This is a genomic window from Pseudomonas sp. NPDC087358 (assembly GCF_044900785.1).
GTDB lineage: Bacteria > Pseudomonadota > Gammaproteobacteria > Pseudomonadales > Pseudomonadaceae > Aquipseudomonas.
The window spans coordinates 330,179-356,720 of sequence record NZ_JBJDOA010000005.1 but is presented as its reverse complement, the minus strand read 5'-3'; the positions used below and the strand labels follow the sequence as shown (position 1 = coordinate 356,720).

The 26,542-nt window shown below is 61.8% G+C and carries 20 protein-coding genes and 1 pseudogene; 9 read left to right on the top strand and 12 right to left on the bottom strand.

What is annotated here, in order from left to right; all coding sequences use genetic code 11:
* Nucleotides 1–159: 159 nt before the first annotated feature.
* The 5 genes from ACI2KS_RS14560 to ACI2KS_RS14540 form a co-directional block, all read right to left on the bottom strand.
* Nucleotides 160–963 carry an isocitrate lyase/phosphoenolpyruvate mutase family protein gene (locus ACI2KS_RS14560; RefSeq protein WP_404621313.1) on the bottom strand — a complete coding sequence of 268 codons (804 nt, stop codon included), beginning with the start codon at nt 961–963 and terminating at the stop codon, nt 160–162.
* 43 nt (nt 964–1,006) lie between these two features.
* On the bottom strand, nt 1,007–1,546 hold the full coding sequence (locus ACI2KS_RS14555) for a methylated-DNA--[protein]-cysteine S-methyltransferase (protein WP_404621311.1): 540 nt from the start codon (nt 1,544–1,546) through the stop codon (nt 1,007–1,009).
* A 105-nt stretch (nt 1,547–1,651) separates the two neighbouring features.
* Nucleotides 1,652–2,575 carry a DNA-3-methyladenine glycosylase family protein gene (locus tag ACI2KS_RS14550; protein ID WP_404621309.1) on the bottom strand — a complete coding sequence of 308 codons (924 nt, stop codon included), beginning with the start codon at nt 2,573–2,575 and terminating at the stop codon, nt 1,652–1,654.
* Between the two features lie 118 nt (nt 2,576–2,693).
* Entirely contained in the window at nt 2,694–3,374 is a 681-nt protein-coding gene (locus ACI2KS_RS14545; RefSeq protein WP_404621307.1) for a hypothetical protein, read from the bottom strand.
* A 213-nt stretch (nt 3,375–3,587) separates the two neighbouring features.
* Nucleotides 3,588–4,724 carry an MFS transporter gene (locus ACI2KS_RS14540; protein ID WP_404621305.1) on the bottom strand — a complete coding sequence of 379 codons (1,137 nt, stop codon included), beginning with the start codon at nt 4,722–4,724 and terminating at the stop codon, nt 3,588–3,590.
* Between the two features lie 341 nt (nt 4,725–5,065).
* Between ACI2KS_RS14540 and ACI2KS_RS14535 the strand changes: the two genes are divergently transcribed.
* From ACI2KS_RS14535 to ACI2KS_RS14505, 7 genes are all read left to right on the top strand, one after another.
* Nucleotides 5,066–6,049: an aliphatic sulfonate ABC transporter substrate-binding protein gene (locus tag ACI2KS_RS14535; RefSeq protein WP_404621303.1), complete on the top strand. Its 984-nt coding sequence runs from the start codon at nt 5,066–5,068 to the stop codon at nt 6,047–6,049.
* Nucleotides 6,046–6,882, top strand: a complete 837-nt coding sequence (locus ACI2KS_RS14530) for an ABC transporter permease (RefSeq protein ID WP_404621301.1) — start codon at nt 6,046–6,048, stop codon at nt 6,880–6,882. The genes ACI2KS_RS14535 and ACI2KS_RS14530 overlap by 4 nt, the downstream gene beginning before the upstream one ends.
* A 190-nt stretch (nt 6,883–7,072) precedes the next feature.
* Nucleotides 7,073–8,056, top strand: a complete 984-nt coding sequence (locus tag ACI2KS_RS14525; protein WP_404621635.1) for a LacI family DNA-binding transcriptional regulator — start codon at nt 7,073–7,075, stop codon at nt 8,054–8,056.
* Nucleotides 8,057–8,195: 139 nt separating this feature from the next.
* Nucleotides 8,196–9,005, top strand: a complete 810-nt coding sequence (locus tag ACI2KS_RS14520; protein WP_404621299.1) for a sugar phosphate isomerase/epimerase family protein — start codon at nt 8,196–8,198, stop codon at nt 9,003–9,005.
* Nucleotides 8,998–9,963: a sugar kinase gene (locus ACI2KS_RS14515; protein ID WP_404621297.1), complete on the top strand. Its 966-nt coding sequence runs from the start codon at nt 8,998–9,000 to the stop codon at nt 9,961–9,963. Before ACI2KS_RS14520 ends, ACI2KS_RS14515 begins: the two co-directional genes overlap by 8 nt.
* 73 nt (nt 9,964–10,036) lie before the next feature.
* Nucleotides 10,037–11,353: an MFS transporter gene (locus ACI2KS_RS14510; RefSeq protein WP_404621295.1), complete on the top strand. Its 1,317-nt coding sequence runs from the start codon at nt 10,037–10,039 to the stop codon at nt 11,351–11,353.
* 15 nt (nt 11,354–11,368) lie between these two features.
* On the top strand, nt 11,369–12,352 hold the full coding sequence (locus ACI2KS_RS14505) for a 2-hydroxyacid dehydrogenase (protein WP_404621293.1): 984 nt from the start codon (nt 11,369–11,371) through the stop codon (nt 12,350–12,352).
* Nucleotides 12,353–12,462: 110 nt separating this feature from the next.
* On the opposite strand, the gene ACI2KS_RS14500 is transcribed toward ACI2KS_RS14505, so the two are convergent.
* Entirely contained in the window at nt 12,463–13,551 is a 1,089-nt protein-coding gene (locus ACI2KS_RS14500) for a methyl-accepting chemotaxis protein (RefSeq protein ID WP_404621633.1), read from the bottom strand.
* 48 nt (nt 13,552–13,599) lie between these two features.
* A pseudogene (locus ACI2KS_RS14495) lies at nt 13,600–14,073 on the bottom strand (MCP four helix bundle domain-containing protein); the annotation flags it as partial.
* A gap of 655 nt (nt 14,074–14,728) precedes the next feature.
* Here ACI2KS_RS14495 and ACI2KS_RS14490 point away from each other — a divergent pair.
* The gene (locus ACI2KS_RS14490; protein ID WP_404621631.1) at nt 14,729–15,010 is read left to right on the top strand and encodes a DUF1652 domain-containing protein; all 282 of its coding nucleotides are present in this window, start codon (nt 14,729–14,731) and stop codon (nt 15,008–15,010) included.
* 93 nt (nt 15,011–15,103) lie between these two features.
* On the opposite strand, the gene ACI2KS_RS14485 is transcribed toward ACI2KS_RS14490, so the two are convergent.
* Complete coding sequence (locus tag ACI2KS_RS14485; RefSeq protein WP_404621629.1) at nt 15,104–17,500, bottom strand: UvrD-helicase domain-containing protein; 2,397 nt, start codon at nt 17,498–17,500, stop codon at nt 15,104–15,106.
* Nucleotides 17,501–17,887: 387 nt separating this feature from the next.
* On the opposite strand from ACI2KS_RS14485, the gene ACI2KS_RS14480 reads away from it, so the two are divergent.
* A complete protein-coding gene (locus ACI2KS_RS14480) occupies nt 17,888–18,583 on the top strand; it encodes a pirin family protein (RefSeq protein WP_404621292.1) in 696 nt (231 codons plus the stop codon).
* A 150-nt stretch (nt 18,584–18,733) separates the two neighbouring features.
* Here ACI2KS_RS14480 and pgm read toward each other — a convergent pair whose 3' ends face one another.
* The 4 genes from pgm to ACI2KS_RS14460 all read right to left on the bottom strand — a co-directional run bounded on the left by pgm (nt 18,734) and on the right by ACI2KS_RS14460 (nt 26,100).
* Nucleotides 18,734–20,380 (bottom strand): phosphoglucomutase (alpha-D-glucose-1,6-bisphosphate-dependent), encoded by a 1,647-nt coding sequence (pgm, locus tag ACI2KS_RS14475; RefSeq protein ID WP_404621290.1) that lies wholly within the window; start codon nt 20,378–20,380, stop codon nt 18,734–18,736.
* Between the two features lie 145 nt (nt 20,381–20,525).
* Complete coding sequence (locus tag ACI2KS_RS14470; RefSeq protein ID WP_404621288.1) at nt 20,526–22,865, bottom strand: ATP-dependent DNA helicase; 2,340 nt, start codon at nt 22,863–22,865, stop codon at nt 20,526–20,528.
* Between the two features lie 233 nt (nt 22,866–23,098).
* The gene (locus ACI2KS_RS14465; RefSeq protein ID WP_404621286.1) at nt 23,099–24,496 is read right to left on the bottom strand and encodes a PLP-dependent aminotransferase family protein; all 1,398 of its coding nucleotides are present in this window, start codon (nt 24,494–24,496) and stop codon (nt 23,099–23,101) included.
* Nucleotides 24,497–24,594: 98 nt separating this feature from the next.
* Nucleotides 24,595–26,100, bottom strand: coding sequence for a hypothetical protein (locus ACI2KS_RS14460; protein ID WP_404621284.1), 1,506 nt, complete (start codon nt 26,098–26,100; stop codon nt 24,595–24,597).
* Nucleotides 26,101–26,542 lie beyond the last annotated feature (442 nt).

The following is a 26,542-nucleotide window of genomic DNA, read 5'->3' as shown; positions in this document are numbered from 1 at the left end:
TAGCGCCCGAACAGTGCCTGAATCTGCGGATAGGTCAGCTGGCTCTGGGTCACCGGAACCGATTGTAGGAGTGAGCTTGCTCGCGATTGCTTCAGGTCAATCAACGGACCATGAAGGTTAGAGCGGATCGCGAGCAAGCTCACTCCTACACAATCCCGGCTAGCGCCCGAACAGTGCCTGAATCTGCGGATAGGTCAGCTGGCTCTGGGTCACCGGCTCCGAACGCCCTTCTTCGAGGAATCCTCGTGCCAGTTGCTCGGCGTGGCCCCACAGGGTCTGGGCCACGCTGGACCCGGCACTCAGGCGACGCACGCCCAGTCTGGCCAACTCAGCGGCAACCGGCAGGCCGGGGCGGGCCAGCAGGTTGATCGGCAGATCGATAGCTTGAACGATGGTCTTGATCTGTTCGACATCGACCAGCGCCGCAACGAACAGGCCATCGGCGCCCGCCTGCTGATACAACCGGCCGCGCGTGAGGGTTTCCTCGACGCGCAAATCCTCGGCCACCAGACTGGCCAGGTACACGTCAGTGCGCGCGTTGATGAACACATCCAGACCGCTGCTCGATGCCATATTCCTGATCGCTTCGATTTTCCTTGCCAGCAGTTGCGGCGCATCCGGACCGTCCTCCAGGTTGATGCCCACGGCGCCAACTTCCAGCACGCGCTTGACGTTTTCAGCGACCGTTTTCGGATCGTCCGAGTAGCCGTTTTCGATGTCCACCGACAACGGCACTTTGATCAGCCGAGCAATGCTGGCAGCCACGCTCACCGCCACCTCGACGGGAAATACGCGGCCATCGGCATAACCCTGCGACCACGCTACCCCTGCGCTGGTGGTGGCAATCGCGGTCGCGCCCAGGCTCTCGAACAAGCGGGCACTTCCCGCGTCCCAGGCATTGGGCAGGCGCAGGACAGTAGGCTGGTGGTGCAGGTCGCGCAAGGTCTTGGCAGAAGCAGGCATGTTCATCTCCATTGAATGTGCATGAGGTGTGAGGGCAAACGGTCTAGAACAGCGAGGCCTGGGTCGATCCGGACGCGGCCACGCGCCGATTCGCGGGTTGCGGCGTCCAGCCTTCCAGGTTGAGTAACAACGCTTTGGCCGCCAGTCCGCCGGCAAACCCTGTGAGCGCACCGGAACTGCCGATGACACGGTGGCACGGCGTGACGATGGAAATCGGATTCTTGCCATTGGCCGCCCCCACCGCACGCACGGCCGCCGGATTGCCGATCTGTACGGCGATCTCCAGGTAGCTGCGGGTTTGGCCGAAAGGAATGGTGAGCAGGGCCTGCCAGACTTTTTTCTGGAAGTCTGTCCCGTGAAAGTCCAGGGCCAGGTCGAAGCGGTTGCGGGTGCCGGCGAAGTATTCAGCCAGTTGTTGTTCGGCCCGATTGAGAATATCGCTGCCCTGATCTTCGCTCATGGCGCCGAGCAGCACGCGGTCGGGACGGTCGTTTTCCCAGAGGACGGCCGCCAGGCACGCGCCTTTGGCGATCAGTTTCAACTGCCCGACCGGGGAGTCGGTGAAGCGATAGGTGAAGGTCATGGGGGGTTCCTATGGAAGCTCGACACAGATCGAGGCGCAGCACGAGGTGCCCATACTACCCGCGCCACAGGCAGGGTCTATCCGCTTCTTGCGCTGCAATTGAGCTCAACCGCCCTTGGCCTTGCCGGCCACGTCAGCGGCACTATTCCAGATGTGCATCGCCGCATAGGCACGCCACGGCTTCCACGCCTCTGCGCGCACTTTGTGCAGCGCCAGACGGGTCAGGCTCGGGTCGTGCAGGGTCATGAGGTTCATCAGCACCAGGTCCGCGGCGGGCCAGGCATCCGGATCGCGCCAGGCGCGCATGGCGATGTATTCCACCGTCCAGGGGCCGATACCGGGCATCGCCAGCAACTGACGGCGCAACCGGACGATGTCATCGCCATGACTGACGCTCAAGGACAGTTCGCCGCTGGCCACCGCTGCGGCCACCCGTTGCAGGGTCTGCACCCGCTTGCCCGGCATGCCGATCTTGTCCAGGTCGACCTGGGCCAGCGCCTCGGGGGTCGGAAAGCGCCAGGCCAGTTGCGCGATCGGGCTGTCGGCGACTTGAACCCCTGCGCGCTGGACCAGGCGCCCGACGATGGTGGTCGCGCCCTTGACGCTGACCTGCTGGCCGACGATGGTGCGCACCACCAGTTCGAAGCCTGAAAACGCTCCCGGCACCCGCAGCCCTGGCCGGGCCTGGACCAGCGTTGCCAGCCAGGGATCGCTGGACAGGCCCAGGTCAATCTCGTGGGGCGTGGCGTACAGGTCGAACATATGCGAAATCGGCTCGACCAGCGCATCGATATGCTGACTGACCGGGCCATGCACAGTGGCAACCAGATGCTCTGTCTGCGGCGCCAGCGCTACGCTGAGCACGCCGACGCTGCCGTTGAATTCGATATTGCGCAGATAGACGCCGTCGACCACGGCCTCGACGCCCGCCGTCATCCGTGCAGCGAAGAAGTTGAGCATGCGCTGCCAGTCGAACGGCGCTTTGAAGGGTAAGAGACGTGTGGCCTGCAGAGGTAAGGTGTCAAGCATGGGCAAGTGCCGGTGAGGGTTCGGACGGGCTGAACGCTACCGCAGACAACGGCCAAACACAAAATCCGTGCAGAGCGCCGTGCTTGCGGGTGCGGAACACCGGCGCTGCAAGATGCACTCAAGTCGGGCAGCCCACCGCGCCGTCGTTGAGATTCTGTTTGTAGTTTTCGTATTGCAATGCCGCCTTGCCGTTGGTCCACTTCAGGGTCAGCACCAGCACCGAGTCGAAATCGTCACCCAGCCAGTCGTTGACCAGCTTGAGGTCCTTGCCCGAAGCCTCTTCGGCGACCTTGTTGATCAGCTCGGGCAGATAGCCATGGGACCAGGCGGTATAGATGGTGGCGTCGTGGTACTTGTCGCGCATCAACTCATCTGCCAGGTCGCTGGTATCGTTGGCGGCGAAATCGATATTGACCGGCAAGCCCAGCTTGATGGCGCTGGGGCCGACCGTCATCAAGGGGCGCAGATAGCTGTAGGAGTGATCGCCGTCACCCTCTTCCACATGGCGGCTGGGATTGGCGGCGAAGATGAAGTCGGCCTTGCCGAAGGTATCGGGCAGGACCGTGGACAGGTCGATGGCGCGGTTCAGGCCTTTGCAATTGAGTTGGCCCAGGCCCATGTCGGGTTTTTCGGCGTGGCGCAGAAACACCAGGGTCTGCGTGCCGTTCTTGGGCTCCGCGCGTACGCCCTTGCCAACGGTGAACCAGAAAATCGCCGAGCAGATCAACAGGATGGGCAGCAGGAAATACGCACCGCGCTGCAGCGTCCGGGAGCAAACAGCTGATTTGAAGAAGGTCATGATGGCCTGGGTTCTTATGATACGTGAGGGGCTGTGGGCCCTTTGTAACGTCCCTGTGAACTGGCGATTCGCTAGCAAACGCAGCCTAACGAAGCTTTATGTCCGTATGAAGAATGATCATCAGACGCGAAACCGCCTCAGAGGTTGCACGCAAGCCCCTGATTTACCAACTTAATCGCCGAACGGTATGTAAGCAGATGTATCGCGGCGACGTCATACCGGCAACGCACGCGGCTTGTAGCGGCTGCAGACCAGCGCACTGAGCACCACCGCCAGACCGGCGACACTGTACACCCAGGACGGCGATGCGATGGGCAGCAACACCCCGGCCAGCAGCGGCCCGACCCCGGCGCCCACGTCTCGCCAGACCGCATTACCCGCCAGCGCCTGGACTCTGCCGGGGCCGGGATTACGCTCGGCGACCAGTGTGGTCACCAGCGGCAATTGCAGCGCACGCAGAATCAATACCCCACCGGCCCCGATGATCAGCCAATGGAACCCGAACGCCGTCAGCGCCAGGGTGGTCAGCCCGGAAAACACCACCAGCATGCGCACCGCGCCGAAGCTGGCAGCGGCGCGCCCGCCCAATGGGCTGAGGAGCATTTCCGAGGCATAACGCAGTGCCAACAGAACCCCGGCGATGAACACCGCATTGCCGCCGAGCACCGACTGCGCTTGCAGCGAGAGGCCGAAGATGAACAGCCCGTCCAGTGCCACACCCTCGATGAAAGACCACATCGCGATGCTGTCCGGGGCCTTGAATCGGCGTCCGCGCGCGCTCGGCATGGGGTGCGGAACGTTGGGCAGCCCCCTGGCAATCCACAGCCCGGCCAGCGAGCAGAATCCCAGGATGAGAAAGATCAGCCGAGGTCCGAAATGCAGGCTGATCAGCGCGCCCAGCGGCAGGGCCAGCATCGGACCGATGGCGATGATGGCCCGCGAGGTTCCGGAACGCCGCGCCGCCCCGCCGGGGTCGGAGGTTGCCAGCGCCTGGGTGGAGAGGTTGAGCGCCGCGTAACTCAACCCCCACCCCAGGCGCAGGATCAACAACCACCAGAAGCCTGAAATGCACGAGTTGCCAAAGGCGCAGACCGCCGACACCAGGGCGGCGAGCATCAGCGCCGCCCGATCGCCGCGACTGGCATAAAAGCGCACCACGTAGCTGTAGCCGAAGATCCGTACCAGACGGTTGGCTGCCAGCAAGACGCCCGCCTCGGCCAGGCTGATGCCAAATGCATCGGCGTTCATCGGCAACAGCAGGTACAACAGCACGTCGCTGGGCAGACACAGGCTGAGGACGGTCGCCGAACGACGGGAAGCGGAGTTGGCATCACGGGAAGCAGCGGACATGCGCAGAAAAGTCCTGTAACACAATTGAAACCAGAGCATGCAGACCGCAGCCGTCCATGACAACGTTTAACGCAGGTTTTTTGTTACCCAAAGCTCATCACCTTGGTTCAGCGTCGCCGGCACCCTGGCGCAGTGTTGCACCAGCAACAGCCGCCCAACAGATTGTTGAGTGGGCAACTGCTGATCGGGCGCCACAGATCGCTCAAGCGCCCCTGTGGCCTCGAAACAGACTTATGGCACAGAGCCTGCAATATTCCATTTATGCAGGCTGACTTGCGCTGACTGCTGATTTCGAAATAAGCAGCCCCGTGCAGCTTTCGCCTTTTGAATGGAACATGCCCATGACCGTTTTTCGTCTGCCGAGCGCCTTGAAACTTCTGACCGGCGCCCTGGCGCTGGCCCTGCATCCGTTGGCCCAGGCCGCCGAAACGCCGCCGGCCGAGGTGCACCTGGACTACGCCTACTACTCCCCCGTGAGCCTGGTGCTCAAGCATTTCGGCTGGCTGGAAAAAGCCTTGCCCGATACCAAGGTCGGCTGGGTGTTCAGCCAGGGCAGCAACCGTTCACTGGAGTACCTGAACAGCGGCGGCGTGGACTTCGCGTCTTCTGCCAGCCTCTCGGCGGTGCTGGCACGGGCCAATGGCAGCCCGATCAAATCGGTGTACGTGTACAGTCGCGCCGAATGGACAGCGCTGGTGGTGCGCAAGGATTCCCCGCTCAAGAGCGTCGCCGACCTCAAAGGCAAGAAGATCGCCGCCACCAAAGGCACCGACCCGTACCTGTTTACCCTGCGTGCGCTGCAACAGGCCAGGCTGACCAAGAACGATGTCGAGTTGCTGCACTTGCAGCATCCGGACGGTCGCATTGCGCTGGAGAAAGGTGACGTCGATGCCTGGGCGGGCCTTGATCCACATATGGCGGCCAGTGAAATCCAGGCCGGGTCGCGCCTGCTGTATCGCAACAAGGACTTCAACAGCTACGGCGTGGTCAGCGTGACCGAGCGTTATGCCAAGGAGCATCCCGAGGCGATCAAGACCGTGCTCGGCGCCTATGAAAAGGCCCGCGAGTGGTCGTTGAAAAACCCTGACGAACTGGCCCGGTTGCTGGCCACCGAGTCAGGCCTGCCGCTGGATGTGGCCAAGCTGCAATTGACCCGCACCGACATCGGCAGCCCGCAACTGACGGACAAGGACGTCACCGCGTCCAAGGCCGCCGCGCCTATCCTGGTGTCTGAAGAGCTGGTGCGCAAAGGCACGGACGTCGATCAGGTGATCGACCAGTTGATCGATCCTGACTTCGCTAAAGCCGTCGTCGCCAAGCCATGAACAACGCCAGAGCCCAAGCCCTGAAAACCGACGAGCTGGTTGCCAGCCCGAAAGCGGCAGTGCTCCCAGGGCGCTGGCGGGCGCGTCTCAAGGGCCTGGCAGTGCCCGTGGCGATCTTGCTGCTGCTGGAGTTCGCCGTGCGCGTTGGCTGGGTGCAGTCCTATCAGATGCCCGCACCCAGCGAGATCGCCAGCACCCTGTCCGATCTGGCCGATGGCGCGCTGTGGAAGCACATCAGCGCCAGCCTGTTGCGGGTACTCAGCGGTTTTGCCATCGGCGCCAGCCTGGCGTTGCTGTTCGCGGCCTGGGTAGGTTTGAGCCGCGAGGCCGAAGCCTACCTTGAGCCGACGTTCGCCGGTTTGCGCTCGATTCCGAGCCTGGCCTGGGTGCCCTTGTTGCTGCTGTGGCTGGGGATCGGCGAGACCTCGAAAATCGTCCTGATCGCCATCGGCGCGTTCTTTCCGGTGTACCTCAATGGCGTGGCGGCGATTCGGGGTATCGATCGCAAGCTGGTGGAGGTCGGTCAGATGTACCGCTTCAGCCAACGGCAGATGATCATCCACCTGTTTCTGCCGGCCGCCCTGCCCGGCCTGTTCACCGGCTTGCGCTCGGGCCTGAGCCTGGCGTGGATGTTTCTGGTGGCGGCCGAGCTGATCGCGGCCACCAAGGGGCTGGGGTATCTGCTCAGTGACGGACGTGAAACCTCGCGCCCGGATATCGTGCTGGCGGCGATCATCGTGCTGGCGCTGCTGGGCAAGTTGAGCGATGGCCTGCTGGCGATGCTGGAAAAACGCTTTCTGGCCTGGCGCGATACGTTCAACGGCAACAACTGACCGCCAAGCTGTCCCCCCTTTGAATTCTGACCTGGCCTTTCATCCGATCCCGAGTTGACGACGCGCGCGCTTTGGTGTTTCCTGAAACCGGTTTCAGAGCAACACCCGCTCTGCGTAAAAGCCTGCTGATAAATCCAATAAGGGTCAGGCCGTGAACAGTATTCCGACAACGACGCGTGCCCGCGTCACGATGAATGACGTCGCCGATCTGGCTGGCGTTTCCAAAGCCAGCGTCTCGCGCTTCATCGGCGAAGATCGCCAGTTGCTGTCCGAAGCCATCGCCCGGCGCATCGAGCAGGCGATCGAAACCCTGGGCTACCGCCCCAACCAGATGGCTCGCGGCCTCAAACGCGGGCGTACCCGCCTGATCGGTATGCTGGTGGCCGATATCCGCAACCCCTATTCCATTGCCGTGATGCATGGCGTCGAAACCGCCTGCCGCAAGCACGGCTACAGCCTGGTGGTGTGCAATACCGACCGCGATGACGAGCAGGAGCGCCTGCATCTGGCGGCGCTGCGCTCGTACAACATCGAAGGCCTGATCGTGAACACCCTGGGCCATCATCTGGATGAACTGCGCGAACTGCACAACGAACTGCCGATGGTGCTGGTGGACCGCAAGGTCGATCAGCTGCACAGCGACCTGGTGGGGCTCAATAACATCGCGGCGGTCGAGCAGGCGCTGGATCATCTGGACGGCGCCGGCTATCGCGACATCCTCATGGTCACCGAACCCCAGGACGGCACCAGCTCGCGGATCGAGCGCATTGAAGCCTTCAGCGCCGGTATTGCGGCGCGCAGCGGCATGCGCGGTCAGGTGCGTGAGACCGGCGAGCCGCTGCGCGAGCAGCTGCGGCAATTCATCGGCCAGGACGGGCCGGGGCCCAAAGCCGTGTTCACCGGCAACGGCGTCGCGACCCTGAGCACCACCCGCCAACTCCACGAGCTGGGCTGCCATCTGTTCGACGATATCGGCCTGATCGCCCTCGACGAGCTGGACTGGTACCCGTTGGTTGGCAGCGGCATCACCTCGCTTGCGCAACCGACCCACGACATCGGCGTCACGGCGTTCGAGTGCCTGCTCAATCGCCTGCGCGGGGATCAGCAGCCTGCGCGTCTGTACGACTTTGCGGCGAAGCTGATCGTGCGTGGCTCGACTCGAAAGCGAGGCTGACCCTCCCCCCATGAGATCTGGGCGCCCAGGCGCAATGGAGCAAACGCTCCGTTGGTCAAAAAGCCCCGTCTGTTTGAAGAACTTTTTTCGAGCGACGTTGCTCGAACAAAAATGTAACCGGTTTCAGAGGACAACAATAATGAACCGATTTCCCGTTGCCATCAGCCTGGGCGCCTTCGGTGCCGATCTCGTACGCGAGCGCGGCCAGGCCAGTTTCATCCCGTTGCTGGTCGAGGCTGGCGTAAGCCGCATCGAACTGCGTGAGGAGCTGTTCGTCGGCGAGCTGGACCGCGAAGATTTTCCGGCGCTGGCCCAGGCCATTCGCGATCAGGGCCTGGAATGCCTGTATTCGGCGCCTCTGGAGCTGTGGCTGGAAGGCCAGTCACAGCCCAATGGGCAACTTGAATCGACCCTGCAGCGCGCCGCCGCCTGTGGCGCTGCCTGGCTGAAGGTGTCATTGGGGCATTTCTCGGCACTCAGTGAAGTCGCCGCCCTGGCCGATTGCCTGGCCCGACACGACGTGCATCTGCTGGTGGAGAACGACCAGACCCCTCAGGGCGGACGGATCGAGCCTTTCGTGGGGTTCTTTGCCCGCGTCGACGCCCTGCAGCTGCCGATCGGCATGACCTTCGATATCGGCAACTGGATGTGGCAGGACCAATCGGCCGCCAGCGCAGCCCGGCAGCTGGGGCGCTATGTCGAGTACGTGCACTGCAAGGCCGTGGTGCGCAACGCCGCCGGCAAGCTGGTTGCCGTGCCGCCTACCCCCACCGATCTGCAAGCGTGGGAGCAAATGCTGCAGCACATGCCGGCCGGTCTGCCGCGTGCCGTCGAATACCCGCTGCAAGGCGACGACCTGTTGCAAGTCACCGGGGTGCAGGTCCAGTACCTCGCCAGCCTGGGCCAGTCCCGCCTGCCGCAGTCCACCGAGAGCATGAGCCATGTCTGAGATCGATATCCTTTCCTTCGGCGAGACCATGACCATGCTGGTCGCCGAGCAGACGGGTGATCTGGCTGCCGTCCGTCACTATGAGAAACGCATCGCCGGCGCCGACAGCAACGTCGCCATTGGCCTGTCCCGGCTGGGGTTCAACGTGGCGTGGCTGAGCCGGGTGGGCAACGACTCCATGGGCCGTTTCGTCACCGACAGCCTGCAACACGAAGGCGTCGATTGCAGCCATGTGGCCGTCGACGCCGGTCACCCCACCGGTTTTCAATTCAAATCGCTGGAGCTTGAGGGCGCGGACCCGGTGGTCGAATACTTCCGCCGTGGTTCGGCCGCCAGCCACCTTTCAGTCAACGACATCACTCCTGATCTGCTCAAAGCCCGGCATCTGCACGCCACCGGCATTCCGGCGGCGCTGTCGGACAGCTGCCGCGAGCTGTCCGGCGCATTGATGACGCAAATGCGCGATGCCGGGCGCAGCGTATCGTTCGACCCCAACCTGCGACCCTCGTTGTGGTCCAGCCAGGCAACCATGATCCGCGAAATCAACCAACTGGCGGGCCTGGCCCACTGGGTGATGCCGGGGCTGGCCGAAGGCGAACTGCTGACCGGCTTCGACACCCCGGCAGACATCGCCAGGTTCTATCTGGACATGGGCGTGGAAGCGGTGGTGATCAAGCTCGGCGCTGAAGGCGCGTACTACCGCACCCAGATGAATCAGGCATTCGTGCCCGGCGTGGCGGTGGCCAAAGTCATCGATACGGTCGGCGCTGGCGACGGTTTCGCGGTCGGCGTGATCAGCGCGCTGCTGGAGAATCTGGATTTTGCCCAGGCCACTGCGCGCGGCAACTGGATCGGCAGTCTGGCGGTGCAAAGCCGTGGCGACATGGAAGGACTGCCGACCCGCGCCGCGCTACAGGCTGCAGGCCTTGCGCAGGAGTCACGACGACAATTGGCCTGATCGCACGGATTGACCCGCACACCGTTTGCCCATCACCTGCTGCGACAAAAACAACATGCTCAGGGAGCACGACATGGAAAAGCTACTCGAAACCGTGAAGCACGCCGGCCTTAAACGCCGCTGGCTGCTGATCATGCCGATCGTCTTCATCACCTACAGCCTGGCCTATCTGGACCGCGCCAATTATGGTTTCGCCGCCGCCTCGGGGATGGCCGAAGACCTGCACATCACCCCCGGCATGTCGTCGCTGCTGGGCGCCCTGTTCTTCCTGGGTTATTTCTTCTTCCAGGTGCCCGGGGCCATCTACGCGCAGAAAAAGAGCGTCAAGAAGCTGATTTTCGTCAGCCTGATCCTGTGGGGCGCGCTGGCGACGCTGACCGGCATCGTCTCCAACGCCTACATGCTGATCGGCATCCGCTTCATGCTCGGGGTGGTGGAAGCCGCCGTCATGCCGGCGATGCTGGTGTACCTGTGCTACTGGTTCACCAAGGCCGAGCGTTCGCGTGCCAATACCGTGCTGATCCTCGGCAACCCGGTGACCATGCTCTGGATGTCGGTGGTGTCGGGCTATCTGGTGGCGCACTTCAGCTGGCGCTGGATGTTTATCGTTGAGGGTTTGCCCGCGGTGATCTGGGCGTTCATCTGGTGGCGTCTGGTGGACGAGCGTCCGGCGCAGGCCAAATGGCTCACCGAAGAAGAAAAGATCGAGCTGCAAGCGCGTCTGGACGCCGAACAGGTCGGGATCAAACCGGTGAAGAACTACGCCGAAGCGTTCCGCTCGCCAAAAGTGCTGCTGCTCGCTGCCCAGTACTTCTGCTGGAGCATCGGCGTCTACGGCTTCGTTCTGTGGCTGCCTACCATCATCAAGAAAGGCATGCAAATGGACATGGTCGAAGCCGGCTGGTTGTCGGCCATGCCCTATCTGGCGGCTGTGATCGGCATGGTCGTGGTGTCCTGGGCTTCGGACAAGCTGCAAAAGCGCAAACTGTTCGTCTGGCCTCCGCTGCTGCTGGCAGCCATCGCCTTTTACGGCTCCTACGCGCTGGGCACCGAGCATTTCTGGTGGTCCTATTCGCTGCTGGTGATTGCCGGTGCCTGCATGTACGCCCCCTACGGGCCGTTTTTTGCCATCGTCCCGGAAATCCTCCCCTCCAACGTCGCAGGCGGCGCCATGGCGCTGATCAACAGCCTGGGGGCGCTGGGTTCGTTTGCCGGTTCCTATCTGGTTGGCTATCTCAACGGCGTCACCGGCACCTTGAGCGCGTCGTATCTGTTCATGAGCGGCGCGCTGCTGGTGTCGGTCGTGCTCACGCTGCTGCTCAAGCCCGACAGCACTACGAAGCCGGTGCGCGATGAGCCCGATGCCCGTCGCACCCCTGCGCATCCCTGATCTGGAAATCAACTGATGAACAAGCATGTGGTTCTCTACAAGAAGCTCTCGGCGCCGCTGATGGAACGCCTGCAGGCGCAGGCCCAGGTTACGCTGATCGAAGATCCGAAAAGCGCAGACGGCCTGGCTCGCCTGCGTGACGCCCTGCCCCAGGCTGATGGTCTGCTGGGCGCCAGCCTCAAGCTCGATGCGCAACTGCTGGACCTTGCGCCCAGACTCAAGGTGGTCTCCAGCGTTTCGGTGGGCGTCGATAACTACGATATCGACGAGCTGACCCGGCGCGGCATCCTGCTCAGCAATACCCCGGATGTGTTGACCGAGACCACCGCCGACACCGGCTTTGCCCTGATCATGGCCAGCGCCCGGCGGGTGGTGGAACTGGCGACCATGGTCCGTCAGGGGCAATGGACGCAGAACATCGGGCCCAAGCATTTCGGCACCGACGTTCACGGCAAAAAGCTGGGCATCATCGGCATGGGGCGCATTGGCGAGGCGTTGGCGCAGCGCGGCCATTTCGGCTTCGGCATGCCGGTGATCTACCACAGCCACTCGCCCAAGCCGGCGGTGGAAGCGCGCTTCGATGCGCAATACCGCAGCCTTGAAGCGCTATTGCAGGAAGCCGATTTTGTCTGCCTGACACTGCCGCTGACCGCTGAAACCGAAGGCCTGATCGGCGCCAGGCAATTTGCCCTGATGCGCCCGGAGACGATCTTCATCAACATCGCGCGCGGCAAGGTGGTGGATGAACAGGCGTTGATCCAAGCCTTGCGCAGCGGGCAGATTCGCGCAGCCGGCCTGGACGTGTTCGAGCGTGAGCCGCTGGCCCCGGATTCGCCATTGCTGCAACTGGATAATGTGGTCGCCACCCCGCACATGGGCTCGGCCACTTTCGAGACACGCGAAGCGATGGCGCGCTGTGCGGTGGACAACCTGCTCAGTGCCCTGGCCGGGGAGCGGCCGGCGAATCTGGTAAACCCCCCAGCCTGGAAGAACAGCTGACCTGTAGGAGTGAGCTTGCTGGCGATTTCGCTGTTTCAGACAAAATTGCGCTGTCTGACGCCGACGTATCGCGAGCAAGCTCACTCCTACATACGGCCGCGATCAGCCCCTCAAATCACAAACCGCGTCACCATCGCCTTCAGATCCACCGCCAGGCGCGACAGCTCGTGGCTGGCGGCGCTGGTCTGGTTGGCCCCGGCCGCAGTCTGGGCTGCCAGGTCGCGAATGTTGACCAGATTACGATCCACTTCTCGCGAGACCTGCGCCTGCTCTTCGGAGGCGCTGGCGATCACCAGGTTGCGCTCGTTGATCTGGGCAATGGCCTCGGTAATGAGTTCCAGCGCGTCACCCGCCGAGCTTGCCAGGCTCAGGGTGTTGCGGGTGCTGTCGGTGTTGCGCGACATGGACTGGACGGCATCTCCGGTGCGGGTCTGAATACCGGCCACCATCTGCTCGATCTCGGTGGTTGACTGCGCCGTGCGATGCGCCAGGGCCCGCACTTCGTCGGCGACCACCGCAAAACCACGACCCGCCTCGCCAGCCCTGGCCGCTTCGATCGCAGCGTTGAGCGCCAACAGGTTGGTCTGCTCGGCGATCGAACGGATCACGTCCAGCACCTTGCCGATGTCGCGGCCCTGCTCGGCCAGGCCCTCCACCAGGCCCGTGGTGTCCTGGATCTGCTGGGTCATGCCCTGAATCGACTTGACCGTCTCGATGACCCGATCACGCCCCTGACGCGCCGTCTGGTTGGACTGCTGCGAGGCTTCAGAGGTCGAGACGGCATTGCGTGCCACCTCTTCGACCGCAGCGGTCATCTCGTTGACCGCGGTAGCGGCCTGCTCGATTTCGTTGTTCTGCTGTTGCAAGCCGCGCGACGACTCTTCGGTCACCACACTCAACTCTTCGGCGGCAGAGGCCAGTTGCGTGGCCGAGCCGGAGATCAGTTCGATGGTCTGGCGCAAGTTCTGCTGCATGGTGGCCAAGGCTTTCAACAACTGCGTAGCCTCATCGCTGCCGTCGACTTCGATCGGGCGGGTCAGATTGCCAGCGGCAATTTCTTCCGCGACGCGCACAGCTCTAGACAGCGGGTTGACGATACTTTTAGTCAACAGCCAGGCAAGTAGGATGGTGAGTAATACGGCGATCACCGATACCCCGATAACGCCGATATTGGCACCATCGTACTGTTGTTTTGAAATAACCGCGGCTGAACTGGCACTGGCTTTGTTGATGGTAATGAGTTGGTTGATCTGCACCCCCATCTGATCAGTCGCATCCTTCATGCGCGTATTGATCAAGTTGCGCATCTCCTCCATCTTTTCCTGACGCGACAGATCCAGAACCTGCGCCTGTACGTCGAGGAAGGTCGCCAGGGTTGCCTCGAACTGGCGATACACCGTCAACTCTTCACCTTCGGCAGGCAACACCGCGTAGTTCTTTTTCGCCTCCTGTAACTTGCCGATCAGCTCGGTAATGCGCGCATCGGTTTCGCGCAGCGCGGCGGGCTCGCGATTGACCAGGGTGCGGAACGAGGTGATGCGCAGGCGCAAGGTGTTCTCCAGCATGTTGCCCAGATAACCCACGCTGGGTAACTGATTGGCTTCCATGTCGGTGGTGGCCTGGCGGATCACGGCCATGCGATTGAGCGAGAAAAAGCCCAGCCCGATCACCAGTACCGCAATGAAGGCAAACCCGAGGAATGCGCGTGGCGCGATGTTCATGCTTCTTATCGACATGGAATGTCTCTCATAAAAGATCCGGCTGGGTGCATCCGTGCGGAGAATCAAACACCAGAAACTTCAGTCGTCTTGCTGGTAAATGATGGCTGCAATCCAAGTTCAACTTCGCGCCTTCTTGTTGCGCCTCTCGGGCTATCGGCCGCAACGGCGTGTTTATGCAGTCGGCTTTAATGTTTTTTTAAAACAGCTGTTTTTCTGGCGTCAATCTACGAGTGGAAAACGTTTGCCTGATAAAGTGTTGCGGCCTTGCGCTAACTTGTGATTTTTTCATCTGTTTTTCACATTGGCTGGTTATCATCGGCCGGCGATCTGCACTGCCAGGTGAAGATCGGCACTACTACTGGCGCTATGCCTTATTTGAAAATAACGATTCAGCAATGGCCTTAAATACCATCCAGGCATAAAGGAACATGATGTGCATCAAAGAAGCGTAAAGTTTCCGGTCAACCGGACTTTTTTCGCCTTTTTGTCAGAACTCGGTGCTACCTTTATTTGACTCGTGAGCTGTGGATCAGCGCTTCGATGAACGCAGGACAGAAAAATGCACCGCTGTGCTTTGGCATACGTGTTGCGCCGTCCCTCGAAGCCGATGCACAGACACTGTTTTCCTGCCCTGCGGAGCTTTGGAATTGCTCGATTGAACGAGGTGGGCCCCATGAACAAAGTCACATTTCCCAACGCTTGCCAGCTGATGCGCTGGCATTTTCATCCCGTGGGCTTTGAAGCCAACATGGATGCGCCCAGCAGCATGGTTGCGCGCCTGTTCGATCGTGCCAGCGGTGAAACGGTGATTGCGATTGCCGCAATCCCCTGCGCCACCGTGATGAACGCGATGGACGTTGAGCGCATCATCGAAGCTATCGAGCTTGAGCTGGAAACCTTCGCCCCGCAGCAAACCCTCTACCTGAACCGCGCCTGAGCCCACCACGTTGATCTGTAGCAGCACGGCTTGCCGGCAGTGGCGTCGTTAAAATCGCTACCGGCGGCAAGCCGCGCTGCTACCGGTTCAAGATCAGTGCTGCTCCAGCGCCGACCCGCGCCGATCCTCGAAAAACGCCTTGTCTGCGGCAATCCGTGCGGATGCCTTCGGCACGGCGGCATCGTCATTGCCGGTGGCGTCGATGAACCAGTAACAATGGCGAACCGCTCGGGTAATCGCCACGTACGCCAGACGCAGGACTTCGTCCTTTTGTGCGTTATCGAACGCCTCCAGATCACCCTCCTTGCCCAGCCCGGCCAACTGATAGACCTGGTTTTTGTAGGGTGACTGGGTCAGGTGCTGGCAATCCCCGAGCAGGAACACCGCATCGGCTTGCAGCCCCTTGGCGCTGTGGTAGGTCAACTGCTTCAGACGCCGCTCAGCCGGTGGCAAGGCGTAATCGGCATCGACCACTGTCTGCAGCGCCTGGGGAAGTTTGCTGCGCTCGCTGCCTTTGCGGTACAGCAGCAACACCGAGTCGCCGGCGTTGTAGTGCTCGATCAGACTGGCCACCAGCCGCTCGTCATCGCGGTCAAGTACAGTCACCGGTAACAATTCCTGATTCGGTCCGCTGGCCCTGGCTTTCTTGCCGCTGATGGCCGGCGCCGCGCGGACGATGTGCTCGGCGGCATCGATGATGTGTTGGTGGCTGCGGAAGTTGTCGCTGAGCATGACCTTGGTGGTGCCCGGCGAGGAAAACTCCTTGGGGAATTCCATGAAGAACTTCGGCGAGCTGCCGCGCCAGCCGTAGATCGACTGCCAGTCATCGCCGACACATAACAGCGATGAACGCTGCGCACCCCGGCCCACATGCAGGGCCGAGCCGCGGCTGCGAACCTCGCGAAGACTGGCCCGAATCCAGGAGACGATCTGCGGCGACACATCCTGAAACTCGTCAATCATCAAATGCGACAGCGGGCGCAATCCCTCGTCGCTGACCAGCTTGAGGTTCTCCGGCGACTTCTCGCCAAACAGTGAAAACATCCGGTTGTAGGTCATCACCGGCGGGGTCTGGTCCAGCAGATGGTCTTCGAAGGCTTTCCAGAACAGGCTCAGGGCTTCGAAGAAAAAGCGGTCAGGATCCTGATCCGAGAAACTCATCCCGGCCACGGCGTCGGGGACGTCCAGCCCCAGGTTTTCGATGAACCCGGCAGCGGCCACAAAACAGTCCAGCAGCGGCGCCGCGCTCAGCTCGCCCTTGACCTTGTAATCGAAGCCAGGGCCGGCCGCGGCGGCGCCCGACAAAGACTGCATCATGCCGCGCGAGGCCTGGTAGTTTTCCAGCCAGATCACCGGTTTGCGGCAAAACGCCTGGAACAACGTGCGTTTTATCACCCACTCGGCCCAGACCGGCAGCTTGGCGTCCGGTCGGCGCAAGTGTTGATCTTCACTCGGGTCAAACCCGAGCACGATCCAGGCGTCCAGCTCGGCGGCGTAACCATGCACATGAAATTCCAGGCCACTGACCTCGACGCTCTGACGCATCGGCTCGACCCCCTGGATCGGCCAGGCACCGGCGCGAATCCACAGGTCCTCGATGACGTCGCACAGCTCTTCGTCACGTTTGCTGGACAGGCCCATGACCGTGATGCGTTTCTGCACGTCCGGGTGGTCGCGATCAAGCTCCTTGAGCTGCAACGAATGCCGGTACAACGGCGCCATCACCTCACGAAAGCGCGGATTGGCGGCGTACAGATCGCGATAGCACAGGTTCATCTGCTGGCGCTGGGCATCGTTGATCCGCAGATCGAACGGGTTGCTTTCGCCGGCATCCTCCAACAGATTGCCGCTCTGACTGCTGAGGTTCTCGAAGGCCTGCAACTGCTCGAAGCCCGGCAGGCTGCGCACCAGCGGCAGGATGCGCGAATGAAAAGTGCGCACCACTTCACGGGCCTGACGCAGCGACAGGTCGTGCCCCCACAGGCCCATGATCCCGATCAGCTTGTTGATGAAGTCCTTGCGCGACTCACGGGTGAAGGTCACCACCGTCATCGAATCCAGCTCGAACCCCAGATAGTGGTTGAGCAGCAACACCCGCAATACCAAAGACGTCGATTTTCCCGCGCCCGCACCGGCGATGACGTAGGTCGACGGCGTGTCGCTGAAGATCATCTTCCACTGCGCCGCAGTCGGCTGGTTGTGTGCGGGCAGTTTCTCCGCGACGTCAGCCTTGATGCGTTTTTTCAGCTCATTGCTCAGCGGCAGGCGCCAGTCGTCGAACAGGTGATCGTCAACCCTGGGGCCGCGATGTTCGAGCGGGCGAGTGTCACGAATCACCAGTACTCGCCGGCCCTCTTCGACGCCATCCAGACGGCCTTCGGCGTACCCCTCGTTCATGCCCTCGACGTGACCATTGAGGTAACCGTCGGCATGGCCCTGACGCCAGGAAGGTACATGCTGGGCCTGTATACGCGACAGCCCGCGGCCCATCATTCGCGCCAGCAGACGCTTGAGCCACGGCAGACGTTCAGGCGCGCTCAGGTCAGGTGGCAGATCGTGTGCAGCCTCAGGGGGTAGCTCGGCAGGAAAATCGTGCGACACGCAGGCTCCGGAAATCAGCTTTGACGAGAAGGCGCCTATGGTCGCCCCATTTGCCGTCAACCTCCAGCGAAATGCTTTGCGCTCATGGGCTTAGCCGATCAACTGCAGGCTGTTCACTAACAGTGAAAGCACAGTTACATTCAATTTATCGATTGGAATGACGCAAAACTTACGCTTTTTATCGATATAACTTTGATAGATCATTGCTCCATCGACTGAAGAGTCATCACCCGCGGCGCTGCTGCTTATGCCGGCCCTGCAATGGAGGAACTGATCATGCTGCAACTTCGACCTTTCAAATCCCTTGGCGGCGCTGACCACGGCTGGCTCAATGCCCATCACCACTTCTCGTTCGCCAACTACTACGACCCAAGCCGCATGAGCTGGGGCCAGTTGCGGGTGTGGAATGATGACGTGATCGAGGCCGGCACCGGCTTCCCGCGTCACCCGCACCGCGACATGGAGATCATCACCTACGTTCGTGAAGGTGCTATCACTCACGAAGACAGCCTCGGCAACCGCGGTCGGACCGAAGCCGGTGATGTTCAGGTGATGAGTGCGGGCACCGGCGTTGCGCACAGTGAATACAATCTGGAGTCCAAGGAGACGCGCATTTTCCAGATCTGGATCATGCCCGACGAAGTTGGCGCGCCGCCTTCCTGGGGTGCCAAGCCGTTCCCCAAAGGCAATCGCGAAGGCTTCGTGACCCTGGCCAGCGGCAAGAAGGACGATGACATCGAACTGCGCATCCGCGCCAACGCCCGGCTGGTTGCAGCGAACATCAAAGCCGGTGAAACGGCCGAGTACGTGCTCGATGCAGGGCGTCGTGCTTACCTGGTGCCAGCCACCGGTGTCATCGAAGTCAACGGCCTGCGTGCCCAGGCCCGCGATGGTGTGGCGGTTGAGGATGAGCGCGTCCTGCGGGTAACGGCCATCGAAGACAGCGAGATCGTGCTGGTGGATGTCGCTTGATCATTGGCTGACGCTTACGCCGGAAAACAAAAGCCCCGATTTCGTGAGAAGTCGGGGCTTTTTATTGCTGTGCTTCAGGCCGACGGGAAGCAGGCGCAACCCCACTCGCGGCCGCCCTCCATCACGTCGTTCTTAGCGCCGGGACCTGAATTACTTGGCCGCAATCGCCGTATCAACCAGCACCTGCGCCTCGGCCACCAGGCGCTGGAGGTGATCCTCGCCCTTGAAGCTTTCGGCGTAGATCTTGTAGATGTCCTCGGTGCCTGAAGGACGCGCAGCGAACCAGCCGTTTTCGGTCATGACTTTCAGACCGCCAATGGCTTGATCGTTGCCCGGCGCCTTGCTCAGGATGCCGGTGATCTTCTCGCCCGCAAGCTCGGTGGAGGTCACCTGCTCCGGCGACAGTTTGCTCAACGCCGCTTTCTGTTGGAAGGTCGCCTTGGCCTCGACCCGGGTCGATACCGGCTCGCCCAACTCATCGGTCAGCGCCTTGTACATTTCGCTTGGGTCACGGTCCTTGCGCGCACGGATTTCAGCGGCCAACAGCGCCGGAATCAAACCGTCCTTGTCGGTGGTCCAGACTGTACCGTCGCGACGCAGGAATGACGCACCCGCGCTCTCCTCGCCGCCAAAACCCAGCGAGCCTTCGTACAACCCCTGGGCGAAGAATTTGAAACCCACCGGCACTTCGTACAGGCGACGACCCAGGCGCTGAGTCACGCGGTCGATCATGCCGCTGCTGACCACGGTCTTGCCGACGGCCGCATCGGCGCGCCATTGAGGGCGATTCTGAAACAGGTAGTCGATGCACACCGCCAGATAGTTGTTGGGTGCCAGCAGGCCGCCGGTTGGGGTGACGATGCCGTGGCGGTCGTGGTCCGGGTCGCAGGCAAACGCCACCTGGAAACGGTCCTTGAGCCCGATCAGGCCCTGCATTGCAAAGTTGGATGACGGGTCCATGCGGATCTTGCCGTCCCAATCGACACTCATGAAGCGGAAGGTCGGGTCGACGAACTTGTTCACCACCTCAAGGTTCAGGCCGTATTGCTCACCGATCGCTGACCAGTAATGCACGCCTGCCCCGCCCAGCGGGTCGACACCCAGACGCAGACCGGCGCCGCGAATGGCGTCCATGTCGATGACGTTTTTCAGGTCGGCGACGTAGGTATTTAGGTAGTCATGATGGTGAGTGGTGTCGGCCTTGAGCGCCTTTTCCAGGCTCATGCGGGTCACGCCGACGATTTTCTCGGCCAGCAGTTCGTTGGCCTTGTTCTCGATCCACTTGGTGATATCGGAGTCAGCCGGGCCGCCGTTGGTTGGGTTGTATTTGAAGCCGCCGCTTTCCGGCGGGTTGTGCGACGGGGTGATGACAATACCGTCGGCCAGGCCTGAGGAACGGCCGCGGTTGTAGCAAATGATGGCGTGTGACACGGCCGGCGTGGGCGTGTACTCGTCGCCTTTGGAAATCATCACGTTGACGCCATTGGCCGCCAGCACCTCCAGCGCAGACGCGGCAGCGGGCGTAGACAAGGCGTGGGTATCGGCACCGAGGAACAACGGGCCGTTGATGTTATGGGCCTGACGGTACAGGCAGATCGCCTGACTGATGGCCAGCACGTGCCACTCGTTGAAGCTCAGCTCAAGCGAGCTGCCACGATGACCGGACGTGCCAAAGGAAACCCGCTGGGTGGCAACCGAGGCGTCCGGCTGACCGGTGTAGTACGCCGTCAGCAGACGAGGAAGATCGACCAGCAATTCTGCAGGCGCCAATTTGCCCGCGAATGGACTGATACTCATGCGAAACCTCCGTGGATGGAAAAAATAGGCCCGGCGAGGCAGGCCACAGGCCTGCAAACATCTACTGCGCGGCAGTTTACTGGCAGTTGGACCACCCTGCTCGGCTATCGATCCGTAAACCGTTGAGACAAATACCGCGCCTGTTTCACAGCTGCCACCAGGCGGGCAGCAACTGCTGAATCCTGCGCTCGGCAAAGCGGTCATCGATCAGCATCACCACGCCGCGATCGTCCTGTCCACGAATCACCCTGCCTGCTGCCTGCACCACTTTCTGCATGCCGGGGTAGAGATAGGTGTAGTCGTAACCAGCGCCAAACAACAGGCCCATGCGCTGTTTAAGTTGCTCGTTGATCGGGTTGATCTGTGCAAGTCCCAGGGTGGCGATGAACGCGCCGATCAATCGCGCGCCCGGAAGGTCAATGCCTTCGCCGAAAGCGCCGCCCAACACGGCAAAGCCGATGCCCTGGCTGTGGGCGGTGAAGCGCTCGAGGAACGCCTGCCGATCAGCCTCGCCCATGCCGCGCGACTGCTGCCACATGGGGATCTGCGGGTGCGTGGCGGCCATCAGCTCGGCGACTTGCTGCAGATAGTCGAAGCTGCTGAAAAACGCCAGGTAGTTGCCTGCTCGCGCCTGGAACTGCCCGGCCATCAGCTCGACGATGGGCGCCAGCGACGCCTGACGATGGTTGTAGCGGGTAGAGATGCGGCTGACGATGTGCACCTCCAGCTGCGAGCGCTGAAACGGCGACTCGACATCGACCCAGGCGGTGTTGTCCGGCAGACCCAGCAAGTCGCGGTAGTAGTGGCGAGGATTGAGCGTGGCGGAAAACAGCACAGTGCTGCGCGCGGCGCTCAGGCGCGGGCGGATGAAAGCGGCAGGCACGACATTGCGCAGGGTTAGCCTGGACAGTGCTTTGCTGCCTAGTTCGCGCTTGCTGATGTCGAACAGGTAATGCTCGTCGAACAGTTCCGCGATGCGCCCGAACTGAATCGCTTCGAAGTAGAAGCTCTGCAACGGGCCATTGGCCGCGTGCGGATTGTCATTGAAGTAATCGCCAAACGCAGCGATGCACAGGTTGAGGCTGGCGAGGAATTTCGTCGGCGTGGCGGGATAGGCCTGGTACGCCGCCAGTTGCTCCTTGTGCAGTGCATTCCATTCGCGGTTGAGCCGCTGCAGCGCTTTTTTCACAGGCTCCGGCGCGCTGTGCCGAACCTGATTCATGCTGTGTTGATCAAGGCCTGCGCTGTACATCTGGCGCGCCCGCTCGACCATGTTGTGCGCCTCGTCCACCAGTACCGCAACGCGCCACTGGTTGAACTGGCAAAGGCCGAAGAGCAAGGCGCTCAGGTCGAAGTAGTAGTTGTAGTCGGCAATGACCACGTCCGACCAGCGCGCCATTTCCTGGCTCAGGTAGTACGGGCACACCTGATGCCGCAGGGCGACTTCGCGCAGCCCGGCCTGATCCAGCCCCGGACTGACCGTTGCCTCGCTGCGCGCTGCGGGTAATCGGTCATAGAACCCCTTGGCCAACGGACAGGAATCACCGTTGCAGGCGTTCTCGGGGTATTCACAGGCCTTGTCCCGCGCCACCAGTTCCAGCACGCGCAACTTGAGGTGCGGGGCGCTGTGACCGATCACGCTCAACGCATCCAGGGCGAGCTTGCGCCCTGGCGTCTTGGCGGTCAGGTAGAACACCTTGTCCAGCTTCTGGCTCGGCGCCGCCTTGAGCAGCGGGAACACCGTGCCGATGGTCTTGCCGATACCCGTGGGCGCCTGCGCCATCAGGCAACGCCCGGTACTGACCGCCTTGTAGACCGATTCGGCCAGTACCCGCTGGCCGCTGCGAAAACCGGCATGAGGAAACTTGAGTTCGGTCAATGCCCGATTACGCGCCTGGACATGGGCCATCTCCTGACGCGCCCATTGCAGGAATATCGCGCATTGGCCCTCGAAAAAACCTTGCAGCTGCGCCGCCGTGTAGCGCTCGCGGATCAGGGTTTCCTGTTCGCTGACGATGTTGAAATACACCAGGGCGATGTGCACTTCGGGCAGTTGCAGCTGCTGACAGATCAGCCAGCCGTAGACCTTGGCCTGGGCCCAATGCAGCTGCCGGTGATTGGCGGGCAGGCTGTCGAGGTCGCCGCGATAGGTCTTCACTTCTTCAAGTTGATTGAGCGCTGGGTCGTAACCGTCGGCCCGGCCGCGCACGGTCAATTCGTGAAATGTACCGGACAACGCCACTTCGGCCTGATACTGCGCACCACGTCGCGTGGCTACCGTGCGGTGGCCTGCAATGCCTTCCTGAGCACTGGGCGATGGGGTGAAGCGCAGGTCCAGGTCCCCGGCCTTGGCGGTGAACTCGCACAATGCCCGCACGGCCACCGTGTACCCGGTTTGCGGGTCCACCGCCGGGGCGGCCGGCGCGCACGGCAGCGGGTTTGCGGCCGGGGAGCTATCGGGTGGGAGGGGTAGACTCAAGGTCACTGCAGGCATTGGCCGTAAGAACGCGGTACTGGACGGACGTACAGATAACAGGTGTCTGCGCCTGATGGCAAACGGAAATGGATCGACGGCTTGGCCGGGCTGATGGCGACCGCGATCCGTGCCGAACCGATGGCTTTGCAATCGGGCTGGCTCGCGAGTGTGGAGCGTCAGTCATCCCCCTGCTGACTGGGGCCCGCGCATTGGCCAGCACGCCGGTTTGCAGGGTCTGCCCGCTACATGACCCGTTCCTGCACTAACGCATTCTTGATCGTCACCAGCATCGATTCGATGTTCTGGCTCCAATCCGTCGCGCTGCTCAGGCACAGGCTCTGCTGATGCAGGCCGCGCACGCTGAACAGCTCACCCGGCGCAATGACGATGCGTTGCTCCAGAAGGCGCCCGAACACCCGGTTCATGTCCACCGGATACCTGCTCTCCAGCCACAGTGTCGCGCCGCCCTGCGGTCGTTCGAAACGCACCTGCTCACTCAGGCATTGATCGACCAGCGTCGCCAGGCTTTCCACCCGCTCCTGCAGGCAGTGACGAAACCCTTGCAGATGACGGTCCAACTGGCCAGAGCCATACAGCCGGGCGATGGCCTTCTGCCGCAGGGGCGGCAGGCGAAACGAGCGCAGCAGCATCTGCTGGTGCCACAACGGCAGGGAGTGGCGGCTCAGCAGATAGCCGAACGGTGCCTCAAGGCCGATGGTTTTCTCGAACGAGCCGAGGATCAACAGCCGCTGCGGGTCGATCAGGTCGCGCAAAGGACTGCATTTTTCCTGGAAGCACAGCTCTCCGCGGCTGTCGTTCTCCAGCACCCATAATCGATGCCGGTTCAATACCTGGGCCAGACGTTTACGCTGTTCCGGCGCCATGATCCGCCCCCGGACCGGGTCCATGCGCGACGAAAGGATGGCCATCTTCACGTCTCCCAGGCGCAGCAAGCCATTGAGCTCATCGGTGTCGATGGCGCCGGTCGCGTCGGCGCACAACTCGATCACGCGAATGCCAAAGGATTGCAGCGTACGCAGGATGCTCCAGCCACAGGGTGACTCCACCAGCACGGCGCCGTCGCGCAACTGCAGCGCCTTGAGCACGGTTTTCAACACGGCGGTCTTGTCCGGGCCGATGAACACGTTATCCGGATGCCAGCAACGTGTGGTCGATGAGGTGTAGTAGGCCGCCAGCGCGGTGCGCAGCTCGAAATCGCCGAACGGCTGAAAGCGCGGATCGGGCTGACAGGGATAATGGCGCATCAGGTCTCGCTCAAGGCTCAGCAAGGGGCCATCCAGCGACTGCAACAGTGCTGGCTCATCGGCGGCGAAAATGAACATGTCCGTGCGTCGAGCGCTGGCCTGATACCGCTCCAGCAGGTCCTTGCCTTCGCACTTGAGGTCTGCAGAGGACTGCGGCAATGCGTAATAGCCTGACTTGGGCACCGAACAGATCCTGCCCTCTTTTTCCAGCAGCGAGTAGGCGTTCTGCACCGTGGAGATAGACACCCGCAGACGCCGGGCGAGCAAGCGCAAGGACGGCAACTTGACCGCCGGGCCGGCGGGCAGTTCGTTGGTCAGCCGGGACAGATAGCGGTACACCATCTGGTAGGCGAAGTCGGTCTTGTTGTTATTCATCGGACATACCCCATCCATGCGCAAGGCGCAGGGTCAATGAGAAAACACGGTGATGGCTGTCAAACGCAGGTCGCTGCGGTACAGCCCGGTACAGCTCGTCAGCGGCCGGAGATCAGCTCAGACACGGCCTCCCCCGTCAGCAGGTCGACGGTCTTGACGTAGCCCTTGTCCGGGTCGCTGGCCCGCACCCGGGCGATGATCGAACTGTCATCACAGAAATCCACCGGCTGCCTGCCATACAGGCTCTGCACACCCATGAGGCTCAGGCCGCTGACCTCCACCAGCCACTGCACCACCTGATCGGGGGCAGGGTCGCCGGACAACGCCTTGTGCAAGTCGGCCAGCGCCACCAGCATGCCGGGATGAAACTTGCGCAGAAACGCCTCCAGTTGCGCGCCCGAATCGACAAAAGGCGAGAACAGCAGACACACCAGCTGGGTTTCGCCAAGACCGAAGGCCTCTTGCGCATAACCTTGGGCCAGCGCACGCCGCTGCTGGAGCTTGTCAGGCGTGTCGTAGGCGGCCAGCGCCTGATCGACCAGGCGCCGGGGCATGCCCTTGCGCCGCATCATGCCGGCGGCCAGCTCCAGGTATTCGCCGACGCCGTCCGCGTATTCACGGCCCTGTACGAACTGCGCCCTGAGCCCGCGCATGTGCGCCATGAGCAGCGGGTTGGCGCAGTCAGACTCACTGAACCCGAACGCCAGATCGTCGAAGCGAAAACCGAGAAAGTCCGTCAGCAACGCCCAGCGTTCCTCAAGCCGGAAGCCGATCAGATCGGCCACGCCCAGGAATGTCGGGGCGACCTGTGGCCTCAGGTAGCTCAAAGCGGGCAGCACGTAGCTGTCCGCTTGCGCGGGTTGGTCATACAACTCGCGGTAGTAAGCGCGGCCGACCGTGTCGATGGTGTCCAGGGCTGCGTTGAAGCTGAGCCTGTGCCAGTTATCCAGGGGTTGTCCGCCAGCCCGTGCCAGGCGCGTGATCCAGGTTGCGTATTGCTTCTGATCCTTGAGTGAGTCGCCGCTGAGCACGGCGTGCACCCCCTCCCCCCAACAGGCGGCACGGCCGAGAAATTCGGCCATCGCCAGGTAGCAGCCGTTGCAGAAGGTCGTTCGCGCATCGCCCGCTGTCAGATGCCCGGCCAACAGCAGGTCCGAGCGGTTCTGCTCTCGTCCGGCGCTGGAAAACGGCAGATCGGCTTCGAAGGTCTGCACCGATTGATGATCGACTATCAACAATTCGACCCTTGGGTCGTCCTGCACGAACAGCGCCGAATAGCAGCGCTCGATATTGTCCATCACCGCCGAGGTCATCCCGGCATGGCGCATGTTGGCGATACGCAGGCTGAACGTGGCAGGCGCCCGACAGGCGATGCTCAATTGCGCGGCCCGCAGCAGCGCAACCGTATACGCACTGTCCTTGCCCCCACTGAAAGCCACCAGCACCTTGTAACTGCCGATCCGTTCAATGCCGCCCGCTGAAACAATCAGCCGTTGTATCAATAACTGCAGGGCGGTACGTTCGGCGCGCCGCAAATAACTCAACAAGCGTTGCAATACTTGCTGGTAGACATAATTCATTGCTTGTTCGTGAATGGAACTCATAACTTCAATACCTGAATTGCCCAGTCGCGCAATAACATGAAATCCGATGCGACAAGTGTCGGCACAACAACCCTGCCTGCCCGGCCCGTGGAGCAGAAAACAGTGGGTATAGCGATCATTAGCCGCACCCCTTTTCTGCTCTGGCAGCCGTTCCCGAGCCCCTTCCCCCGAGGCAGTTGTTCCGCCAGCGCAGGCCGCGCCGGCTGCCCCCAGCGACGCTGGCGGCGCAGGACGACCCACAGGCCGGGCTCGCCGACAGGCATTCGAGGGGCAATAACCATGGGTAAGAGAGAACAACCGGCCGCAGCAACAATTGAGACATGACTCGTTCCTTGAGTATTATTTACCAACGATTATCGACTGATGAAAAACAATTACAAGGTACAGATCTTCGACGGAATACCTGTCAGCTTTCCCTGATCCAGATCATGGATTAAACATC